Source organism: Streptomyces sp. NPDC127119 (genome assembly GCF_042677425.1).
Taxonomy (GTDB): domain Bacteria; phylum Actinomycetota; class Actinomycetes; order Streptomycetales; family Streptomycetaceae; genus Streptomyces.
Window position 1 is genome coordinate 141,000 of sequence record NZ_JBHXTO010000004.1, and the last position, 16,444, is coordinate 157,443.

Sequence of the window (16,444 nt, forward strand, 5' to 3'; positions counted from 1 at the left end):
TCCCACCCGTCGACGCATCGCGCCAGTGTGGCTGACGACCCGTCAATTATGAACCCCTCGGCGGGGTCCTGGGCGGTGGCTCAGTCGGAGATGAGGCCTTCCCGCAGCTGGGACAGCGTCCGCGTGAGCAGCCGGGAGACGTGCATCTGTGAGATGCCGACCTCCTCGCCGATCTGCGACTGCGTCATGTTGGCGAAGAAGCGGAGCATGATGATCCGCCGTTCGCGGGGCGGGAGTTTGGCCAGCAGGGGCTTCAGGGACTCGCGGTACTCGACGCCCTCAAGGGCCGTGTCCTCGTAGCCGAGGCGGTCCGCGAGCGAGCCCTCGCCGCCGTCGTCCTCGGGGGCCGGGGAGTCGAGGGACGACGCCGTGTAGGCGTTGCCCACCGCCAGGCCGTCGACCACGTCCTCCTCGGACACGCCCAGTACGACGGCGAGTTCGGCGACGGTCGGCGAGCGGTCCAGCTTCTGCGACAGCTCGTCGCTGGCCTTGGTCAGCGCGAGCCGCAGCTCCTGGAGCCGACGCGGGACGCGCACCGACCACGAGGTGTCCCGGAAGAAGCGCTTGATCTCACCCACGACCGTCGGCATCGCGAACGTCGGGAACTCCACGCCCCGTTCGCAGTCGAAGCGGTCGATCGCCTTGATCAGGCCGATCGTGCCGACCTGGACGATGTCCTCCATCGGTTCGTTGCGCGACCGGAACCGGGCGGCCGCGTAACGCACCAGCGGGAGGTTGAGTTCGATGAGGGTGTCCCGCACGTAGCCGCGCTCGGGGCTGTTCTCGTCCAGCGCGGCGAGCCGCAGGAACAGGGAGCGGGACAGAGTGCGGGTGTCGATCACTTCCGGGGTCGGGGGGAAGGCCGGGGCTTCCGCGGCCGGGATGGCCGGAACCTCGACAACGACACTGTGAAGCACGTCTGGCGCGGATTCGCTCTTCGTGAGCGTGAGCACCTTCGAGCTGCCCTGGTCTGCGGACATGCCACCCCCTTTGGGTCGCGGACGGTCGCGGCGGAACGCTCCCGTCGAAGGAACGCAGCCTCCACCTGAATACCGGAGGCGGGGCTGCGGCAAACGCGTCACCGGAAGAATGTCACATGTCGGCAACACGCTGTAGTGACATGTCGACACAAGAGGGGTGAATAGGCCCTGGAAAAGGGGGGTCTGACGGTTTTTCACCGCAGAAATGACGGGAAAAGGCCTTGGAAGCGATTCGCTCCCCGGAGCTACGCCTCGATCCTGTTTGCGGATCGAAGCCGAGCGAAGCTACGGGCGAGGAGTCTTGACACATGCATCTGCGAGACACCCAGTTCGGCGCTGATCTGTGACTGCGTCAGATTGCTGTAGTAACGCAGCAGAAGGATGCGCTGTTCGCGCTCGGGCAGTTGGACGAGCAGGTGCCGTACGAGGTCGCGGTGCTCCACACCGTCCAGTGCGGGGTCCTCGAAACCGAGCCGGTCGAGCAGCCCCGGCAGCCCGTCGCCCTCCTGGGCGGCCTCCAGGGAGGTCGCGTGGTACGAGCGGCCGGCCTCGATGCAGGCCAGCACCTCGTCCTCGGTGATGCGCAGCCGCTCGGCGATCTCGGCGGTCGTGGGCGTGCGCCCGAAGCCCGTCGTGAGGTCCTCGGTGGCGCTGTTCACCTGCACCCACAGCTCGTGCAGCCGGCGCGGTACGTGGACCGTGCGGACGTTGTCGCGGAAGTACCGCTTGATCTCGCCGATGACGGTGGGCATCGCGAACGTCGGGAACTGCACGCCCCGGTCGGGGTCGAAGCGGTCGATGGCGTTGATCAGCCCGATGGTCCCGACCTGGACGACGTCCTCCATGGGCTCGTTGCGGGACCGGAAGCGGGCGGCGGCGTACCGCACGAGCGGGAGGTTCGCCTCGATCAGCGCGGCCCGCACGCGGCCGTGCTCGGGGGTGCCGGGCTCCAGGTTCTTGAGCTCTCCGAAGAGGACCTGGGTGAGGGCCCGGGTGTCGGCCCCGCGGCGCCGCTGCGGGCTCTGGTCCGGGGAATCGCCCGGCTCGTCGAGCCGTTCGAGGGCCTGCGGCTTCTGCTGGGGAGGTGCTGGTGCTTGAGGCGCGGTACTGGCCGGCACGGTCAACTCCACCTCTGGGTCCGTCAACCCGTGAAAACACAAGTCCGAACGACGTCCGTCAGACACATGCGTCAACTCATCGGTCAAAAGCGGTCATAGCATCACAAGACATGTGCACTGTGTGCAAGCACCTCATCACTCCGTGTTGAGCCCGGCTCCGGGTCCGGCGGTCTGAAAAAGGCATGAAAGAACCCCCCGCCGTTCGGGCGAGGGGCCGGTGTTCCGTGCGGACCGCGCTGTGCCGAGCCGGTGCCCGGCCGATGTCGTGCTGTGTTGTGCTGTGCTGTGCCGAGCGGTGTCGCGGCTCAGAACGCGTAGTCGGCGATCACCCACGTGGCGAACTCGCGCCACAGCGCGACGCCGGCCTGGTGAGCGGGGTGCTCCAGGTACCGCTTGAGGGCGTCCATGTCCTCGACCGCCGAGTTGATCGCGAAGTCGTACGCGATGGGCCGGTCGGTGATGTTCCAGTCGCACTCCCAGAACTGCAGTTCGGGAATCGACCCGCCGAGCGCACGGAAGGCGGCGACGCCCTCGACGACACGGGGCTCGTCCCGCTCGACACCTTCGTTGAGCTTGAAGAGGACCAGGTGGCGGATCACATGCACTCCCAGGACGAACAGGGAACAGGGAACAGGGAACAGGGAACAGGGATACGGGGATACGGGGATACGGGGATACGAAGTGGAGGGTGGGGGGCGGCGATGGTGTGGCCGCCAGTCCTTGGCCCCGCCTAGTCCTTGGCCCCGTCGGCGATCCAGGTCATGAAGTCACCGACGGACTGAGCGGCGTTCGAGATGCCCTCGAAGCCTATCTGGACGTAGTCCGCCGCTCCTTCAGGGTCGGTGATGATCACGTACAGCGCGAAGACCACGACTACGTAGACGGCGATCTTCTTCGAATTCACCGCCATCGCGGCCTCCCCGTGTGCCTGCTGTCTGTGCCCGCTACCTGCCGCCTGTGTCCCTGCGGCCGTTGTGCCTGGCGGGACCCCTGGTGTCGGCGGCGAGTGTAACCCCGGGCAGTTGATCTGACGATCTTTCAATGGGGCGGGGCAGGGCAGCACGAAGGGCCCGGTCCACTGGACCGGGCCCTTCATCTATCTGCGGTAGCGGAGGGATTTGAACCCTCGGTGACTTGCGCCACACTCGCTTTCGAGGCGAGCTCCTTCGGCCGCTCGGACACGCTACCGAGAGAGATCCTAGCCCACGATGGGCCGTGCTCGGAAATCGGTTCAGCGGCTCCTGAAGAACTCCGTGAGCAGCCGGGCGCACTCCTCGTCGAGCACTCCGGCGATCACTTCGGGCCGGTGGTTGAGCCGGCGGTCGCGTACGACGTCCCAGAGGGAGCCGGCCGCGCCCGCCTTCTCGTCCCGGGCGCCGTAGACGACCCGGTCCACGCGGGACTGGACGAGCGCGCCGGCGCACATCGTGCAGGGTTCGAGGGTGACGACGAGCGTGCAGCCGGTGAGCCGCCACTCCCCGGTCCTCGCGGCGGCCCGGCGGATCGCCAGCACCTCGGCGTGGGCGGTCGGGTCACCGGCCGCCTCACGCTCGTTGTGCCCGGTGGCGAGCACCGTCGTGCCGTCCGGGGCCAGCACCACGGCGCCGACGGGTACGTCCTCGCCGCGGCCCGCGAGTCCGGCCTGCTCCAGGGCGAGCCGCATCGCGGGCCGCCAGCGGTCGCGTACGGGATCTTGTGCCGGATCTTGTACGGGAACGGGAACGGGACCGTCGGCGGGGTCCTGTTCCTCTTGCGTGTTCGACGGAGTCAGCGGACGGTCTCCAGGACCTCTGCCGCCCCGAGGACCTCGGCGATCTCGCCGAGTGCGTCGGTGCTGTCCAGGGCCAGCAACTCCTTCTCGTTCACACCGAGATCGGTGAGGACCTCGCGGTCTCCGATGGGTCCGGACGGCACGGTCTCCCCCTTGGAGGTGGTGCCGACGTCGTCCTCTTCGTTGTCGTCGGCCTCGTCCTCGGGTTCACCGTCCTCCGTGCCGTCGAGGTCGAGGGAGTCCAGGTCGGCGACATCGTCGTCGCCGGGCTCCCGTCCGAGCAGTTCGTCCGTGAGCAGGATCTCGCCGTACGAACTGCGGGCCGCGGCCGCGCCGTCCGAGACGTAGATGCGAGGGTCCTCCTCGCCGTCCACGCGGACGACTCCGAACCACGCGTCCTCCTGCTCGATGAAGACGAGCACCGTGTCGTCGTCGACCGAGGCTTCGCGGGCCAGGTCGGCTAGATCCGACAGGGTCTCCACATCGTCGAGCTCTGTGTCGCTCGCTTCCCACCCGTCTTCGGTGCGCGCGAGCAGTGCGGCGAAGTACACCGTGACTCTCCCACTGGTCCTAGGCGTGCCGGTTGGGGGTCCCCCCGGCGGAGGTTGTGGGCGGGGGATACGTGCTCCGAGCCCCGCCCACTCGGAATCGTGGCAGAAACAGAGCGTTCAGGAGAGGTCTTCGGCTCGCTGTGTCCCGGTCGCGTTCCCACGCCCGGTCGCGTGGCGCGTGCGTCACGCCACCGCATGGCCTCACCTGGGCGCCCGGCGCCCACCGACAGCGGGATCGTACGCCGCCGACCCCCGACTACATACGCGCCTGCCCCGAGCACTGCCCGGCGGGTCGCACCACGATGCCCCAACGGGCGGGTCGGGGGGGCTGACAGGGGGCCGGTCGGACGCACTTCGCCGGGCGGGCCGGCCTCTGGGGGCAGTGGGTCAAGGGGCCTGGGGCCAGGGAGGCTGCGGTTGCCCGGCGCTGGGCAACCGCCCAGGGCCACATGCGGCCGAGGCACCGGGCCACGACTACCGCCAGCGCGGCACTCGTCCTGCGGCCACCGGCCGGGGTTGGCCCGTGGTCGGCGGCTGCACTGCGGCAGCACGGCCGCGTCGGCGTCCGGCGTGCGGCCTGCGGCTGCGTGGCGGTGTCGGCGTCCGGCCTGCGGCTGCATGGCGGTGGTGCATCCGTGCGGGGATGCCTGTGGCGGCGCACCCGGCCACGGGGGCTGCGGTGCTCGACCGCAGCCTGTGGCCGCTCGACCGTGTCGGCTGCCGGCTTGCGACTGCACGGCGATGTGGGCACCTCCCGCGGCTGTCGCTCGACGCCGGGGCATCCTGCCTGCGGCTATCGGCTGTGCTCGGCAGCAGCAGCCTGGCGGTCGGCGGTTGGGCTTCCTGCCCATGGTCGTCGGCCGAGTGGCGTATGGCCGGCGGCTGCCCGCCGGTCGGGCCCCAGGTCTCGGCTGCCGTCCGTCCGTGCCGGCACTGGCTTGCGGTTGCCAGAAGCGCCGGCACCGACCGGGCGGCAGCCGGCCGTGACGCTCCCGGCCTGCGCTTTCCGGGCGGGAGAGTGGGCGCCCGCACTCCTGCGCTTTCCGGGCGGGAGAGCGGGCGCCCGCACGCTGTTGTTCGGCGCGGCGATCGGCTCACGGTTGGCGGCCGTGCCGGCTCTCGGCCCAAGGTGTCAGCGGTGGGCCCCCGGGGGCCTGCGGCTGCCAGCCCCGCCGGTGTCAGGCCCCCGGCTGCCCGCGATGGCGGGCCGTGCTGGTGCCCCGGCCGTGGCCGCACCGCGGTGGGGTGCCCGGCCCGTCACCGCAGGCCGCGGGCTGGTCCTGGTGTCGCTACCAGCGGAACGTGCGCATGCGCATGGCGTGGCGCAGGCGGGCCGTTTTCGCGCGGCGTGGCTGCACCCTGTCGCGCAGTTCGCGGGCCTCCGTGAGTTCCCGCAGGAACTGGGCCCTGCGCCTGCGGCGCTGGGCGTCGCTCTCCAGGTCTTCCCGGTTCTGTCGCTCCGGGTCCGGCATCCGCAACACCCCCAGTCGGTCACTCCCACTTTCCCCCCGACGGGCGGTTTGATGCCAGCGGAGGTTTGCGCGGTGGCATCGGCGAAGTGTTCTCGAAGCAGGTGGCGACGGGCGACGGGCGCCCTGGACGGGCCCGGATACCCTGGTGGACATGCGTCTCCACGTCGTCGACCACCCCCTGGTCGCTCATAAGCTCACCACGCTGCGCGACCGCCGCACCGACTCCCCGACCTTCCGTCGGCTCGCCGACGAGCTGGTCACCCTGCTCGCCTACGAGGCCACGCGGGACGTGCGCACCGAGCAGGTCGACATCGAGACCCCGGTGTCCGCCACCACGGGCGTCAAGCTGTCCTACCCGCGCCCCCTCGTCGTACCGATCCTGCGCGCCGGCCTCGGCATGCTCGACGGGATGGTGCGCCTGCTGCCGACCGCCGAGGTGGGTTTCCTCGGCATGATCCGCGACGAGGAGACGCTCCAGGCGTCCACGTACGCGACCCGTATGCCCGAGGACCTCTCCGGGCGCCAGGTGTACGTCCTGGACCCGATGCTGGCCACCGGTGGCACCCTCGTCGCGGCGATCCAGGAGCTGATCAAGCGCGGCGCCGACGACGTGACGGCCGTGGTCCTGCTCGCCGCCCCCGAGGGCGTCGAGGTCATGGAGCGCGACCTCGCGGGCGCCCCGGTGACGGTCGTGACCGCGTCGGTCGACGAGCGCCTGAACGAGCACGGCTACATCGTCCCGGGCCTGGGCGACGCGGGCGACCGTATGTACGGCGCGGCCGAATAGCGGCCGTACAACCGTACCGACCGGACCGACCGGACCGCCGTCTTCGGCGGTCCTCACCGGTCCTTCTTCAGCAGCTCTTCCTCAGCAGTCCTGCTTCAGCAGTCCTTCTTCGTCGAGGGCGCCGGTTCGGGCCTGGCCAGAGCGGTCAGCGCCTTGTCGGCGTCCTCTTTCGTCGTCAGGGCCTTGTAGGCCTTGCCGAGGATCAGGTCGACCTCCACGGCCCTGGCCCGGGTGTCGGTCTTCAGCTCGGCACCGGCGAGCTGGGTCGCGACGACGGGAAGCGCCGCGTCGGTGGCCGCCTTCGCACCGAGCACGATCCCGGTCCCGTCGACCTTCTTGTCGTACGCCTTCGTCGCGTTGCCCACCTCGCCGATCTTGAAGCCGCGCTTCTTCAGCGCGTCCGCGGTGTCCTTGGCGAGGCCCTTGCGGTCCGTGGCGTTGAGGACGTTCACGGTGATCCTGCCGGGCTCGGGCGGGGCCTTGAAGGGGCTCGCGGAGGGCGAGGGCGACGTCTTGCAGCCCGGTGCCGACCCCGCCGCGGACGCCTTGTCGCCGCCGCCCGTGAAGACGTCGATGAGCTGCAGGGTCCCCCAGCCGGCCAGTCCGAGTGCGGTGACGGAGGCGGCGACCGCGAGCACGATCCTGCGGCGCCCCCGGTTTCTGCGCATCCGTGGGTACTTGTCCCCCGTGATCCGGTACTGGCCGCCCATGCCAGGGGGAGTGAGCATGCTCATGGGCGCAGCGTAGTGCGCCGAAGCGACGATGCCTACTAGATGATCATTGACCGGGGTTCAGTCCAACCCAAAAGGGCCAACCCGGGCAGGGGGTGGCCAGGCAGGGACCGACCCCGGACGGGTCGGTGCACACGCGGGCCGAGAGGGCTCCCCGGGCAGCCGTCGGCCACCCAGGGGTGAGCCGGGCCGGGCGAGGGAGGGACTCAGTCCAGTTCGAGGACGCGGGCGTGGAGCACCTGGCGCTGTTGGAGTGCGGCGCGGACGGCGCGGTGCAGGCCGTCCTCCAGGTACAGGTCGCCCTGCCACTTCACGACGTGTGCGAAGAGGTCGCCGTAGAACGTGGAGTCCTCGGCGAGCAGCGTTTCCAGGTCGAGCTGGCCCTTGGTCGTCACCAGCTGATCGAGGCGGACCGGGCGCGGCGCGACATCCGCCCACTGCCGGGTGCTTTCCCGGCCGTGGTCGGGGTACGGCCGTCCGTTTCCGATGCGCTTGAAGATCACACGGAAAGCCTACCGGCCAAGAGCTTCCGGGCGCAGCCATGGCGCCGGAGTGCGACGCTGGAAATGACGTCGTAAATATGGGCAAACCGGTAATTCTCCCAGATCACCCGTTCATGATCCGTTAGGAAACGGCCCGAGAACGGTCCAACGGTCTCGGGAAACCCGGGAACAGGGGCCTTAAATGACTGACAGTGAAGCGCGGCGGGCGGGGACGCCCGGCTCCGGGACGCCCGAGCCCGGTACGGCCGAGCCCAGTACATCCGGGACTTCTCAGCCCGGTACGGCCGGGACTTCTCAGCCCGGAACCTCTGAGCCCGGTACGGAGGGGGTACCCGCCGCCCCCTCCGACACTCCCTCCTTGCCGCCGCAGGCCCAGGAGATCGCCGCCGGGTACGCCTTCCCGGGGGCCGCGCTCGATCTGGGGGCCCTGCTGTGGGACGGACGGTGTCTGCCGGACGCGCAGATCCGGATCCCGCTGGGGATGCTCAACCGGCACGGCCTGGTGGCCGGAGCCACCGGCACCGGCAAGACCAAGACCCTGCAGCTCATCGCCGAGCAGCTGTCGGCGCAGGGCGTGCCGGTGTTCCTTGCGGATGTGAAGGGTGACGTCTCCGGGATCTCGGCGCCGGGCCAGGAGAACGACAAGGTACGGACACGGGCCTCGGAGGTACGCCAGGAGTGGACGCCGGCCGGTTACCCGTGCGAGTTCTACGCCCTCGGAGGCATGGGCCACGGCATCCCCGTACGCGCGACCGTCACGAGTTTCGGCCCGGTCCTGCTCTCCAAGGTGCTCCGGCTGAACCAGACGCAGGAGCAGTCGCTCGGCCTGATCTTCCACTACGCCGACCAGAAGGGCCTGGAACTGGTCGACCTGAAGGACCTGCGGGCCGTCGTCACCTTCCTCACCTCCGACGAGGGAAAACCCGAGCTGAAGGGCATCGGCGGGCTCTCCACGGCCACGGCCGGAGTGATCCTGCGCTCGCTGACCGCGTTCGAGGCGCAGGGGATGAGCCCGTTCTTCGGGGAGCCGGAGTTCGACACGAACGAGCTGCTGAAGGTGGCGGCGGACGGCCGGGGCACGGTCTCCGTCCTGGAACTGCCCGCCGTGCAGGACAAACCGCAGCTCTTCTCGACGTTCCTGATGTGGCTCCTCGCCGATCTCTTCCACGACCTCCCCGAGGTCGGTGACCTCGACAAGCCGAAACTCGTCTTCTTCTTCGACGAGGCACATCTGCTCTTCAACGACGCGTCCAGAGCCTTCCTTGACTCCATCACGCAGACCGTCCGGCTGATTCGCTCGAAAGGGGTCGGCATCTTCTTCGTCACGCAGACCCCCAAGGACGTGCCCGGAGACGTCCTCGCCCAACTGGGCAACCGCGTCCAGCACGCGCTGCGCGCCTTCACCCCCGACGACCAGAAGGCGCTCAAGGCCACGGTGAAGACCTTCCCCGACTCCCCGTACGACCTGGAGGAGGTCCTCACCGCCCTCGGCACCGGGGAGGCCGTCGTCACCGTCCTCAGCGAGAAGGGCGCCCCGACGCCGGTCGCGGCGACGCGGCTGCGGGCGCCGGAGTCCCTGATGGGCCCGGTGGACCCGACGGTCCTCGACCGGGCGGTCGAACAGTCGCCGCTGCACGCGCGCTACGCCCTCGCGGTCGACCGCGAATCGGCGTACGAGAAGCTGCGGGCCGGTGAGGCGGGAGCGTCCGAGAAGGCGGCTCAGCCTGTGTCTCCGCCTGCGCAGGCGGAGACAGGCGCGAAGCCGGAGAAGGGTGCGGGTGGTGGCCGTGGTGGCCGTGGTGGCACCCGGAAGGCCGAGGAGGACCCCTCCGTCGTCCAGCAGGTCGTCGGCAGCGGGGTCTTCAAGTCGCTGGCCCGCAGCCTGGGGACGCAGATCGGGCGCGAGATCACCCGGTCGGTCTTCGGCACGGCCCGGCGCAGGCGGTAGCCGGAACCCTTAACCGGAATCTGCTGCCGGAATCGCTTCCCTGGCGGCGAAAACGGGGGCGGGCCGGTCGTGGCCCGCCCCCGCGGTCGGTTCAGCCGACCCCGTCGATTCAGTCGCGCTCGCGATTCCGGAACGGAACCTGCTCCGAAGCCGAAGCCGAAGCCGAAGCCGAAGCCGAAGCCGAAGCAGACGACGGCGTCGGCTTCACTTTCGGGCTCGGGCTCGAGCTCGGGCTGGGGCTGGGGCTCGGGTTCGGGTTCGGGTTCGCTGCGGCCCGGCCCGTTTCAGGGGGCGTCTTCGGCGCGTTGCGGAGGGATTCGGCGCGCACCAGGGCGCGCAGGATCGCGTACGGGTCCATCGGCATGGAGAGAGTCCTCTCGTGCTGCTGGGGAGGGGGAGCGGTCCGGTCGGAGCCGGGCTCCTCAGCAGCGGAGGACCATGCAGCGCAGGGCGCGCGGGGCGGGGGCGTGATGGAGCGCGCGGCCTCGCGAGCGGGGGCGTTCGGTGACGGCGGCCGGGCGGTGCGCGGACCGTCCCGCCGGGCGCCGGGGCGCCAGGGGGCGGTGGCTCTGTCGGGCGGCCGACCGGAAGGCGGTGTCCAGGATGTCGTGCGGATGTTCGAGCCCGGACTCGGTGGAGACGGCGGCGGGCGGGGCCGTACGGATCCCGCTGTGCCCGCTCGCCGAACCGGCCGCGCACACTGCGCACAGCGCGCACAGCAGCGAGGCGAACAGCACGAGGAACCGCTGCCGGGCAGACCGGCGCGCACTGTGCGCGACGAACCGACCAGGACGTCGGCCAGAAGTCCGGCCAGAAGTCCGACCAGCACTCCGGCCAGGACTCCGGCCAGGGCTGTGGTCAGGACTCCGGTCGAGGCTCAGGCTCCGGTCGGGGCTCATGAGAAGTCATGTCCCCGGTCGGAGGGCCCGGTGCATCGGCCGCACCACCAGAACCGCCCGCTTGGCGTAGGGCCTGTCTGACCATTCCCGCCTGCCGGGCGACGCCAGACGGGAATGGTCAGACAGGCCCTAGGCCCTGTTGTCAAATTCCCGCCTGCCGGGCGACGCCTGGCACGCTCCCCCAGCCTCCGGCCGGGGGGACCCCCACTCGCTGCACCGGGCGAAAGCCCAAGTACGTCCAGTACGCGGACTTCCGCCCGGCACACCGAGAGCACGCACCAGACGCCGCCCGGCCCGCCCTCCGGGCGGACGCCGGGAATTTGACGACAGGACCTAGGGCGCCGTGCCGGGGCCCGGGTCGGCCCGGCCGCGTACGACGCCATCGCGCTCAGAGCGTGCGCGGTACGGCTCGGGCCCGCTTGCGCATCTGGAACGACGTGATGATCTCCGTGACGCCGAGGGCCAGCAGCCAGGCGCCGCCGACGACGGTGAGCACGGCCACCGACTCGAAGGGGGAGACGATCAGGACGACACCGGCGAGGAAGCTGAGGATCCCGAGGAGGATCTGCCAGCCCCGGGCGGGCACGGTCGGGTCGGACGCGGCGGCCAGCGTGTGCGTGACACCGCGGAACAGCCAGCCGATGCCGATCCACAGCCCGAGCAGCAGGATCGACTGCATCGCGCCGCGGAAGCAGAACAGGCCCAGCAGGATCGACAGCGCGCCGCTGATGAACGCCATCACCCGCAGGGAGGTCGCCTTGTGCGTGCCGAAGGCGGAGGCCAGCTGGAGCATGCCGCTGAAGAGCAGATAGAGCCCGAAGAGCACGCCCGCCGCGAGCAGCGTCGCCTTCGGCCACGCCAGCATCATGATGCCGAGCGCGAGCGCGGCGATCCCGGCGGCCAGTACGGCCTGCCAGGCGGTGCGGGAGAGCAGGAAGAGGGGACCTTCGAGCCGGTCCGGTTCGTGGAGATCACCGGTCCGGCGCGGGTCGCGGGCCGCGTGGGCCCGTCTGTCGTCGTATTCAGGCCCCCAGGGGCCGCCACTCGGTACCTCGGCCATGCCTCATGCTCAGTCGGCACCGCTGCCCCTGCCACTCGTGACACCCGAACGACTGAACGCGGCGGCCGGCCCCCTACGGACCCTCACGGACCCTCACGGACCCTCAACCTCACTCACCGGAGGTCTTCGCAGCCTTCGCGTTCTTCGCGTTCTTCGCGCTCTTCACAGTTTTCGTCGTCGCCGTCGTCGCCGCCTTCGCGGTCGTCTCTGCCGCGGCCTTCGCCGCCGCCTTCATCTCCTGCTTGTGCGCCCGCACCTTCGTCAGCGACTCCGGGCCGGTGATGTCGGCGACCGAGCGGAAGGACCTGGCCTCGCCGTACGCACCCGCGGCCTCGCGCCAGCCCTTCGGGCGTACCCCCAGTTGCTTGCCCAGCAGGGCGAGGAAGATCTGCGCCTTCTGGGTGCCGAAGCCGGGCAGCTCCTTGAGCCGCCGCAACAGCTCCGCCCCCGTCGGCGCGCCGGCCCCCGCGTCCGAGCCCGTACCGGGGTCCGCGCTCTCCCAGACCTTCGCCGCGTCCCCGTCGTAGTGCTCCACGAGGTACTGGCACAGCTGCTGGATCCGCTTGGCCATCGAGCCCGGGTAGCGGTGCACGGCCGGTTTCGTGGACAGCAGGGCCGCGAAGGCCTCCGGCTCGTACACCGCGATCTCGTGCGCGTCGAGATCGTCCCCGCCGAGCCGCCGCGCGATCGTGTACGGGCCCGCGAACGCCCATTCCATCGGGACCTGTTGGTCGAGCAGCATGCCGACGAGTGCGGCGAGCGGGCTGCGCCCGAGGAGTTCGTCGGCCTCGGGCTGCTGGGCGAGATGCAGGGTGACGTCCATGCCCCGATCATCGCGCCTACGGGTTCAGGCCGCTCGCCAGTACCCCAGCGCGTTCACCCGCTGCTTCGGCAGGGCCAGTTCCTTGCGGAAGTACGCGGCCAGCGAGCGGGTCGTCGCCGTGTCGCAGGCGATCCAGACGTACGGGTCGGCGGTCTCCTTCAGCAGCTCCGGCACGGCCGCCCGCACCTGCGCCACCAGGTGGGCACCCCGGTCGAGCCGGGGGACCGTACGCAGGTCGTGGCGCGCCGGGTCCACCCGCAGGGGCAGACCGTCCGTGCCCCGGGCACCCCTGCCCGTGCCGTTCTCGCTGCTCCCGCTGCTCCCGCCGCTCCCGGCGGTCTCGAACCAGATCGTCGCGGGTGTCGTACCCACCGCGCCCAGCAGGGAGTTGAGGGCGGGGAGCGAGGCGGTGTCGGCGATCGCCAGCACCCGGGACGGGGCCGGGTCCGGCTCGGTGAAGCCGGTGCCCTGGACCGTGGCCTCGATGGTGTCCCCGGGCTTCGCGGACCGCGCCCAGTCGCTCGCGCACCCCTCGTGCAGCGCGAACTCCAGACTGAAGGTGCCCGCGGCCGGATCGGGGTCCACGAGGGTGTACGCCCGCTGGTGCGGCTTGCCCGCGTTGTCGAACCACAGCCGTACCCACATCGTCGGATGCACCCCGGTCGCCGCGAGCATGCCGCCGTCGGAGAGGTGCAGCCGGCGGTAGTGCTCGGTGACGTCCTCCGTGCCCAGGACCGTGAACGCGAAGTCCTTGCCCCGGAACAGTTTGAGGACCGCGCCCTCCCAGCCGTGCCCCTGCCCCATGACGTTTTCACCCTTCGCGTACGATTCCGACACACCTTACTTAGGTGAGCCTAACCTAAATTCGATGGGAGAATGCAGGGTGACTGCCGAGATCTACCGCGATGCCTGGGGCGTCCCGCACCTGCGCGCAGGCGACGCCTTCGAACTGGCCCGCGTCCAGGGCCTCGTCACGGCCCACGACCGCGCCTGGCAGATCGAGGTCGAGCGGCACAGGGCGCGCGGTACCTCGGCCGCGTTCCTCGGCGCGGACGCGCTCCCCTGGGACCGGTTCGCGAGACAGGCCCTGCTCGACGACACGGCGAGACGCTGCTTCACGGCCCTGGAGAGACGGGACCCCGAGACGGCCGCCTGGGTCCGGGCGTACGTCGACGGGGTCAATCAGGGCCTGCCCGAAGGGGCCCGCCGCGCACCCGAGTTCGGGGCGGTCGGGCTCGCGGCGGGCCGGTGGGAGCCGTGGACACCGCTGGGCGTCTGGCTGGCCACGCACATCCTGTTCGCCGGGTTCCCGGCCAAGCTGTGGCGCGAGGAGGCCGTACGCCGTCTCGGTCCGGACGCCGTCGGTCTGTTCGCCACCGACGGACCCGGCACCTCCGGCAGCAACGGCTGGCTCGTCACCGGCGAGCGCACCGCCACCGGGCTGCCGGTCATCGGGGGTGACCCCCACCGGTTCATCGAGGCGCCGGGTGTCTACCAGCAAGTCCGGCTCGCCTGCCCGGAGTTCGACGTCGTGGGCCTGGCCGTACCCGGAGTCCCCGGCATCGCCCACTTCGGCCACACCGGCACGGTGGCCTGGGCGATCACCAACGCGATGGCCGACTACCAGGACCTGTACCGGGAGCGGCTCCGGCGGTCCGGAGACGACGACGAAGACGGAGGCGGAGGCGGAGACGGAAACGGTGACGGTGACGGGCGGCCGGGAGCGGGGCAACTGGTCGAGGCGCTGGGCCCGGACGGGAAGTGGCACCCCGCCGCCCGTCACACAGAGCTGATCGAAGTGGCCGGCGCCGACCCGGTGGAGGTCGAGGTGATCGAGACCGCCCGCGGCCCGGTCATCATCAACGCCGATGCCGATGCCGATGCCGATGCCGATGCCGATGCCGATGCCGACGGTGTCGGTGTCGGTGTCGGTGTCGGTCGCGAGCGTGAAAACCCGACCGGTGACCCCAGCGGTGACCCCATCAGCCTCCGCCACCCGCCCCGCGTCTCCGAAGACCTCGGCTTCAGCGCACTCCTCCCGCTCCTCCGCGCCCGCCGGGTCGCCGACGTGGACCGCGCCCTCGACGACTGGGCCGAGCCCGTCAACGTCGTCCAGGCGGCCGACACCGAGGGAGGCCTGCTCCACCGGGTCGCGGGCCGGGTGCCGGTACGCGACCCGCTGAACGGCACCCGGATCGTCCCGGCCTGGGAGCCCGGCCACGAGTGGCAGGGCTGGTACGCCCCCATGCCGCGCGGCACGGTCGACGACGGCATCGCGGTCATGGCCAACCAGCGCGGCCCCGCCACCCCCCTCGGCGTCGAGTTCGCGCCGCCGCACCGGGCCGCCCGCCTGCGCGCCCTCCTCGACGCGCGGAGCGACTGGAAGGCCGCCGACATGGCCGCCCTCCACATGGACACCCATCTCGCCTCCGCGGCCCCGCTGCTGAACCGCCTCGCCGCCCTCGAAGACCTCGGCCCCCAAGCCGCAGCTCTGCGCGGCCAACTCCTGCGCTGGGACCGCCACATGGCCACCGACAGCACGGAGGCGGCCGGCTACGCGGCGGTCCGCAGCGCCGTCGTACGCCGCCTCGCCGCCCACCCCGCCCTGGCCCCGCTGACCGAACCCCCGCCCTGCCCCGAGGTGTTCCGCCCCTGGCTCGCACTCCTCCCCCGCATCGCCTTCGCCCTCGAAAACCTCCTCACAGCGAAGGAGTTGTACGGGATCGACCGCGCCGAAGTCGTCAGGGCGGCCCTGGAGGAGGTGGCCGGGGCCCCGCCGGAGGGCGTCTGGGGCGACACCCACCGCCTCGCTCCCTGGCGTGCGCTGCCGGACCCCGCGTACGACGCGAGTGAGCCGGGGCTCTCCGGCGATCACGACTGCGTGCTGTGCACCTCGGCCGTGCCGGGTCTCACCGACCGGTCGGCACGCGGCCCCGCCGCCCGCTACGTCTGGGACCTGGCACGACGTGAGGACAGTCTCTGGGTGGTGCCGTTCGGCACGTCGGGCGTACCGGGTTCACCGCACCACCGCGACCAACTCCCCCTGTGGCTCGGCGGAGAACTGGCCCCCGTGACCACCGACTGGAACCAGCTCCGCCCGGACCGGTTCCACAGCGAGAACGAGGACAACGCATGACGTCGTACACGACCACGACCACGAGCGCGACCACGCCCCTTCATGACCGCGCGGCCGTCCACGAGGAGGCCGTCGAAGGTCTCGGCACCGTCCGTATCGTGCCCGTGGACGCTGAGGCCGACCTGGACGTGCTGCATCCCTGGGTGACGGCCGAACGGGCCCGTTTCTGGGGCATGGGCGGTTTCACCAGGGAGCAGGTGCTGGAGACCTACCGGCATCTCGGCTCGCTCGACACGCACCACGCGTTCCTCGCCGTCCTGGACGGCGAACCGGCCGCGCTCTTCCAGACGTACGAACCGGAGGCCGACCGGGTCAGCGAGTGCTATGAGGTGCGGCCCGGCGACATCGGCGTCCACCTGTTGATCGGTCCGCCACCCGGGGGTGTCGGCCGGCCCGGTCACAGCGCGGCCCTGCTGAGGGCCTTCACCACGTACGTCCTGCGGGTTCTCGACCGGCCGCGGGTCGTGGTCGAGCCCGATCTCCGCAACGACAAGGCGATCGCCCGGCTGGTCCGCCAAGGCTTCGTGCTCGGCCCGCCGATCGTGCTGCCGGAGATCGACCTCCCGGAGGTCCACCTGCCGGAGAAGAAGGCACGGCTGGCTTTCCTGGTGAGGGACGGCGCATCCGCGCCCGCCGGTGGGGCATGGTCGGGGAGTGGCCGATGA

The 16,444-nt window shown here is 70.9% G+C and carries 17 protein-coding genes and 1 tRNA gene; 4 read left to right on the top strand and 14 right to left on the bottom strand.

The features are described 5' to 3' along the window. Positions 1-80: 80 nt before the first annotated feature. The 8 genes from ACFVH5_RS03655 to ACFVH5_RS03690 all read right to left on the bottom strand — a co-directional run bounded on the left by ACFVH5_RS03655 (position 81) and on the right by ACFVH5_RS03690 (position 5,892). Complete coding sequence (locus tag ACFVH5_RS03655; protein ID WP_210881343.1) at positions 81-980, bottom strand: RNA polymerase sigma factor SigF; 900 nt, start codon at positions 978-980, stop codon at positions 81-83. Between the two features lie 245 nt (positions 981-1,225). Then, complete coding sequence (locus tag ACFVH5_RS03660) at positions 1,226-2,098, bottom strand: RNA polymerase sigma factor SigF (protein WP_384806599.1); 873 nt, start codon at positions 2,096-2,098, stop codon at positions 1,226-1,228. A gap of 305 nt (positions 2,099-2,403) precedes the next feature. Then, positions 2,404-2,697, bottom strand: a complete 294-nt coding sequence (locus tag ACFVH5_RS03665) for a Dabb family protein (RefSeq protein ID WP_385831775.1) — start codon at positions 2,695-2,697, stop codon at positions 2,404-2,406. A gap of 131 nt (positions 2,698-2,828) precedes the next feature. Further along, on the bottom strand, positions 2,829-3,008 hold the full coding sequence (locus ACFVH5_RS03670; protein ID WP_384806597.1) for a hypothetical protein: 180 nt from the start codon (positions 3,006-3,008) through the stop codon (positions 2,829-2,831). A 193-nt stretch (positions 3,009-3,201) separates the two neighbouring features. Beyond that, positions 3,202-3,286 (bottom strand) — tRNA-Ser (locus tag ACFVH5_RS03675). 43 nt (positions 3,287-3,329) lie between these two features. After that, positions 3,330-3,761, bottom strand: a complete 432-nt coding sequence (gene tadA / locus ACFVH5_RS03680) for a tRNA adenosine(34) deaminase TadA (RefSeq protein WP_385831777.1) — start codon at positions 3,759-3,761, stop codon at positions 3,330-3,332. Positions 3,762-3,865: 104 nt separating this feature from the next. Beyond that, positions 3,866-4,420, bottom strand: a complete 555-nt coding sequence (locus tag ACFVH5_RS03685; protein ID WP_385831779.1) for a hypothetical protein — start codon at positions 4,418-4,420, stop codon at positions 3,866-3,868. A gap of 1,289 nt (positions 4,421-5,709) precedes the next feature. Then, on the bottom strand, positions 5,710-5,892 hold the full coding sequence (locus tag ACFVH5_RS03690) for a hypothetical protein (protein WP_107020608.1): 183 nt from the start codon (positions 5,890-5,892) through the stop codon (positions 5,710-5,712). Between the two features lie 151 nt (positions 5,893-6,043). Between ACFVH5_RS03690 and upp the strand changes: the two genes are divergently transcribed. Then, complete coding sequence (upp, locus tag ACFVH5_RS03695) at positions 6,044-6,679, top strand: uracil phosphoribosyltransferase (protein ID WP_107020537.1); 636 nt, start codon at positions 6,044-6,046, stop codon at positions 6,677-6,679. A 95-nt stretch (positions 6,680-6,774) separates the two neighbouring features. Here the strand turns inward: upp and ACFVH5_RS03700 are convergent, their stop codons facing one another. Beyond that, positions 6,775-7,413: a LytR C-terminal domain-containing protein gene (locus ACFVH5_RS03700; RefSeq protein ID WP_384806591.1), complete on the bottom strand. Its 639-nt coding sequence runs from the start codon at positions 7,411-7,413 to the stop codon at positions 6,775-6,777. A 203-nt stretch (positions 7,414-7,616) separates the two neighbouring features. Then, entirely contained in the window at positions 7,617-7,913 is a 297-nt protein-coding gene (locus ACFVH5_RS03705) for a type II toxin-antitoxin system VapB family antitoxin (RefSeq protein ID WP_003999914.1), read from the bottom strand. Between the two features lie 181 nt (positions 7,914-8,094). Here ACFVH5_RS03705 and ACFVH5_RS03710 point away from each other — a divergent pair, with 181 nt between their 5' ends. Beyond that, positions 8,095-9,861: a helicase HerA-like domain-containing protein gene (locus tag ACFVH5_RS03710; RefSeq protein WP_385831781.1), complete on the top strand. Its 1,767-nt coding sequence runs from the start codon at positions 8,095-8,097 to the stop codon at positions 9,859-9,861. A 422-nt stretch (positions 9,862-10,283) separates the two neighbouring features. On the opposite strand, the gene ACFVH5_RS03715 is transcribed toward ACFVH5_RS03710, so the two are convergent. The 4 genes from ACFVH5_RS03715 to ACFVH5_RS03730 all read right to left on the bottom strand — a co-directional run bounded on the left by ACFVH5_RS03715 (position 10,284) and on the right by ACFVH5_RS03730 (position 13,447). Further along, positions 10,284-10,598 (bottom strand): hypothetical protein, encoded by a 315-nt coding sequence (locus ACFVH5_RS03715; RefSeq protein WP_385831783.1) that lies wholly within the window; start codon positions 10,596-10,598, stop codon positions 10,284-10,286. 550 nt (positions 10,599-11,148) lie between these two features. Next, positions 11,149-11,820, bottom strand: a complete 672-nt coding sequence (locus ACFVH5_RS03720; RefSeq protein WP_385831785.1) for an HdeD family acid-resistance protein — start codon at positions 11,818-11,820, stop codon at positions 11,149-11,151. Between the two features lie 109 nt (positions 11,821-11,929). Further along, positions 11,930-12,643, bottom strand: a complete 714-nt coding sequence (locus ACFVH5_RS03725; RefSeq protein ID WP_385831787.1) for an HhH-GPD-type base excision DNA repair protein — start codon at positions 12,641-12,643, stop codon at positions 11,930-11,932. A 24-nt stretch (positions 12,644-12,667) separates the two neighbouring features. Further along, the gene (locus tag ACFVH5_RS03730; protein ID WP_385831789.1) at positions 12,668-13,447 is read right to left on the bottom strand and encodes a siderophore-interacting protein; all 780 of its coding nucleotides are present in this window, start codon (positions 13,445-13,447) and stop codon (positions 12,668-12,670) included. Between the two features lie 79 nt (positions 13,448-13,526). Here ACFVH5_RS03730 and ACFVH5_RS03735 point away from each other — a divergent pair, with 79 nt between their 5' ends. Both ACFVH5_RS03735 and ACFVH5_RS03740 read left to right on the top strand, forming a co-directional pair. Further along, positions 13,527-15,779 (top strand): penicillin acylase family protein, encoded by a 2,253-nt coding sequence (locus ACFVH5_RS03735; RefSeq protein WP_385831791.1) that lies wholly within the window; start codon positions 13,527-13,529, stop codon positions 15,777-15,779. Next, entirely contained in the window at positions 15,776-16,444 is a 669-nt protein-coding gene (locus tag ACFVH5_RS03740) for a GNAT family N-acetyltransferase (RefSeq protein WP_385831792.1), read from the top strand. Before ACFVH5_RS03735 ends, ACFVH5_RS03740 begins: the two co-directional genes overlap by 4 nt.

What these genes read in the sequence shown, in the direction of transcription:
- ACFVH5_RS03655 (WP_210881343.1), bottom strand. Translation starts at nt 980, where the DNA reads ATGTCCGCAGACCAGGGCAGCTCGAAGGTGCTCACGCTCACGAAGAGC.
- ACFVH5_RS03670 (WP_384806597.1), bottom strand. Translation starts at nt 3,008, where the DNA reads ATGGCGGTGAATTCGAAGAAGATCGCCGTCTACGTAGTCGTGGTCTTC.
- tadA (WP_385831777.1), bottom strand. Translation starts at nt 3,761, where the DNA reads ATGCGGCTCGCCCTGGAGCAGGCCGGACTCGCGGGCCGCGGCGAGGAC.
- ACFVH5_RS03690 (WP_107020608.1), bottom strand. Translation starts at nt 5,892, where the DNA reads ATGCCGGACCCGGAGCGACAGAACCGGGAAGACCTGGAGAGCGACGCC.
- upp (WP_107020537.1), top strand. Translation starts at nt 6,044, where the DNA reads ATGCGTCTCCACGTCGTCGACCACCCCCTGGTCGCTCATAAGCTCACC.
- ACFVH5_RS03700 (WP_384806591.1), bottom strand. Translation starts at nt 7,413, where the DNA reads ATGAGCATGCTCACTCCCCCTGGCATGGGCGGCCAGTACCGGATCACG.
- ACFVH5_RS03710 (WP_385831781.1), top strand. Translation starts at nt 8,095, where the DNA reads ATGACTGACAGTGAAGCGCGGCGGGCGGGGACGCCCGGCTCCGGGACG.
- ACFVH5_RS03720 (WP_385831785.1), bottom strand. Translation starts at nt 11,820, where the DNA reads ATGGCCGAGGTACCGAGTGGCGGCCCCTGGGGGCCTGAATACGACGAC.
- ACFVH5_RS03725 (WP_385831787.1), bottom strand. Translation starts at nt 12,643, where the DNA reads ATGGACGTCACCCTGCATCTCGCCCAGCAGCCCGAGGCCGACGAACTC.
- ACFVH5_RS03730 (WP_385831789.1), bottom strand. Translation starts at nt 13,447, where the DNA reads ATGGGGCAGGGGCACGGCTGGGAGGGCGCGGTCCTCAAACTGTTCCGG.
- ACFVH5_RS03740 (WP_385831792.1), top strand. Translation starts at nt 15,776, where the DNA reads ATGACGTCGTACACGACCACGACCACGAGCGCGACCACGCCCCTTCAT.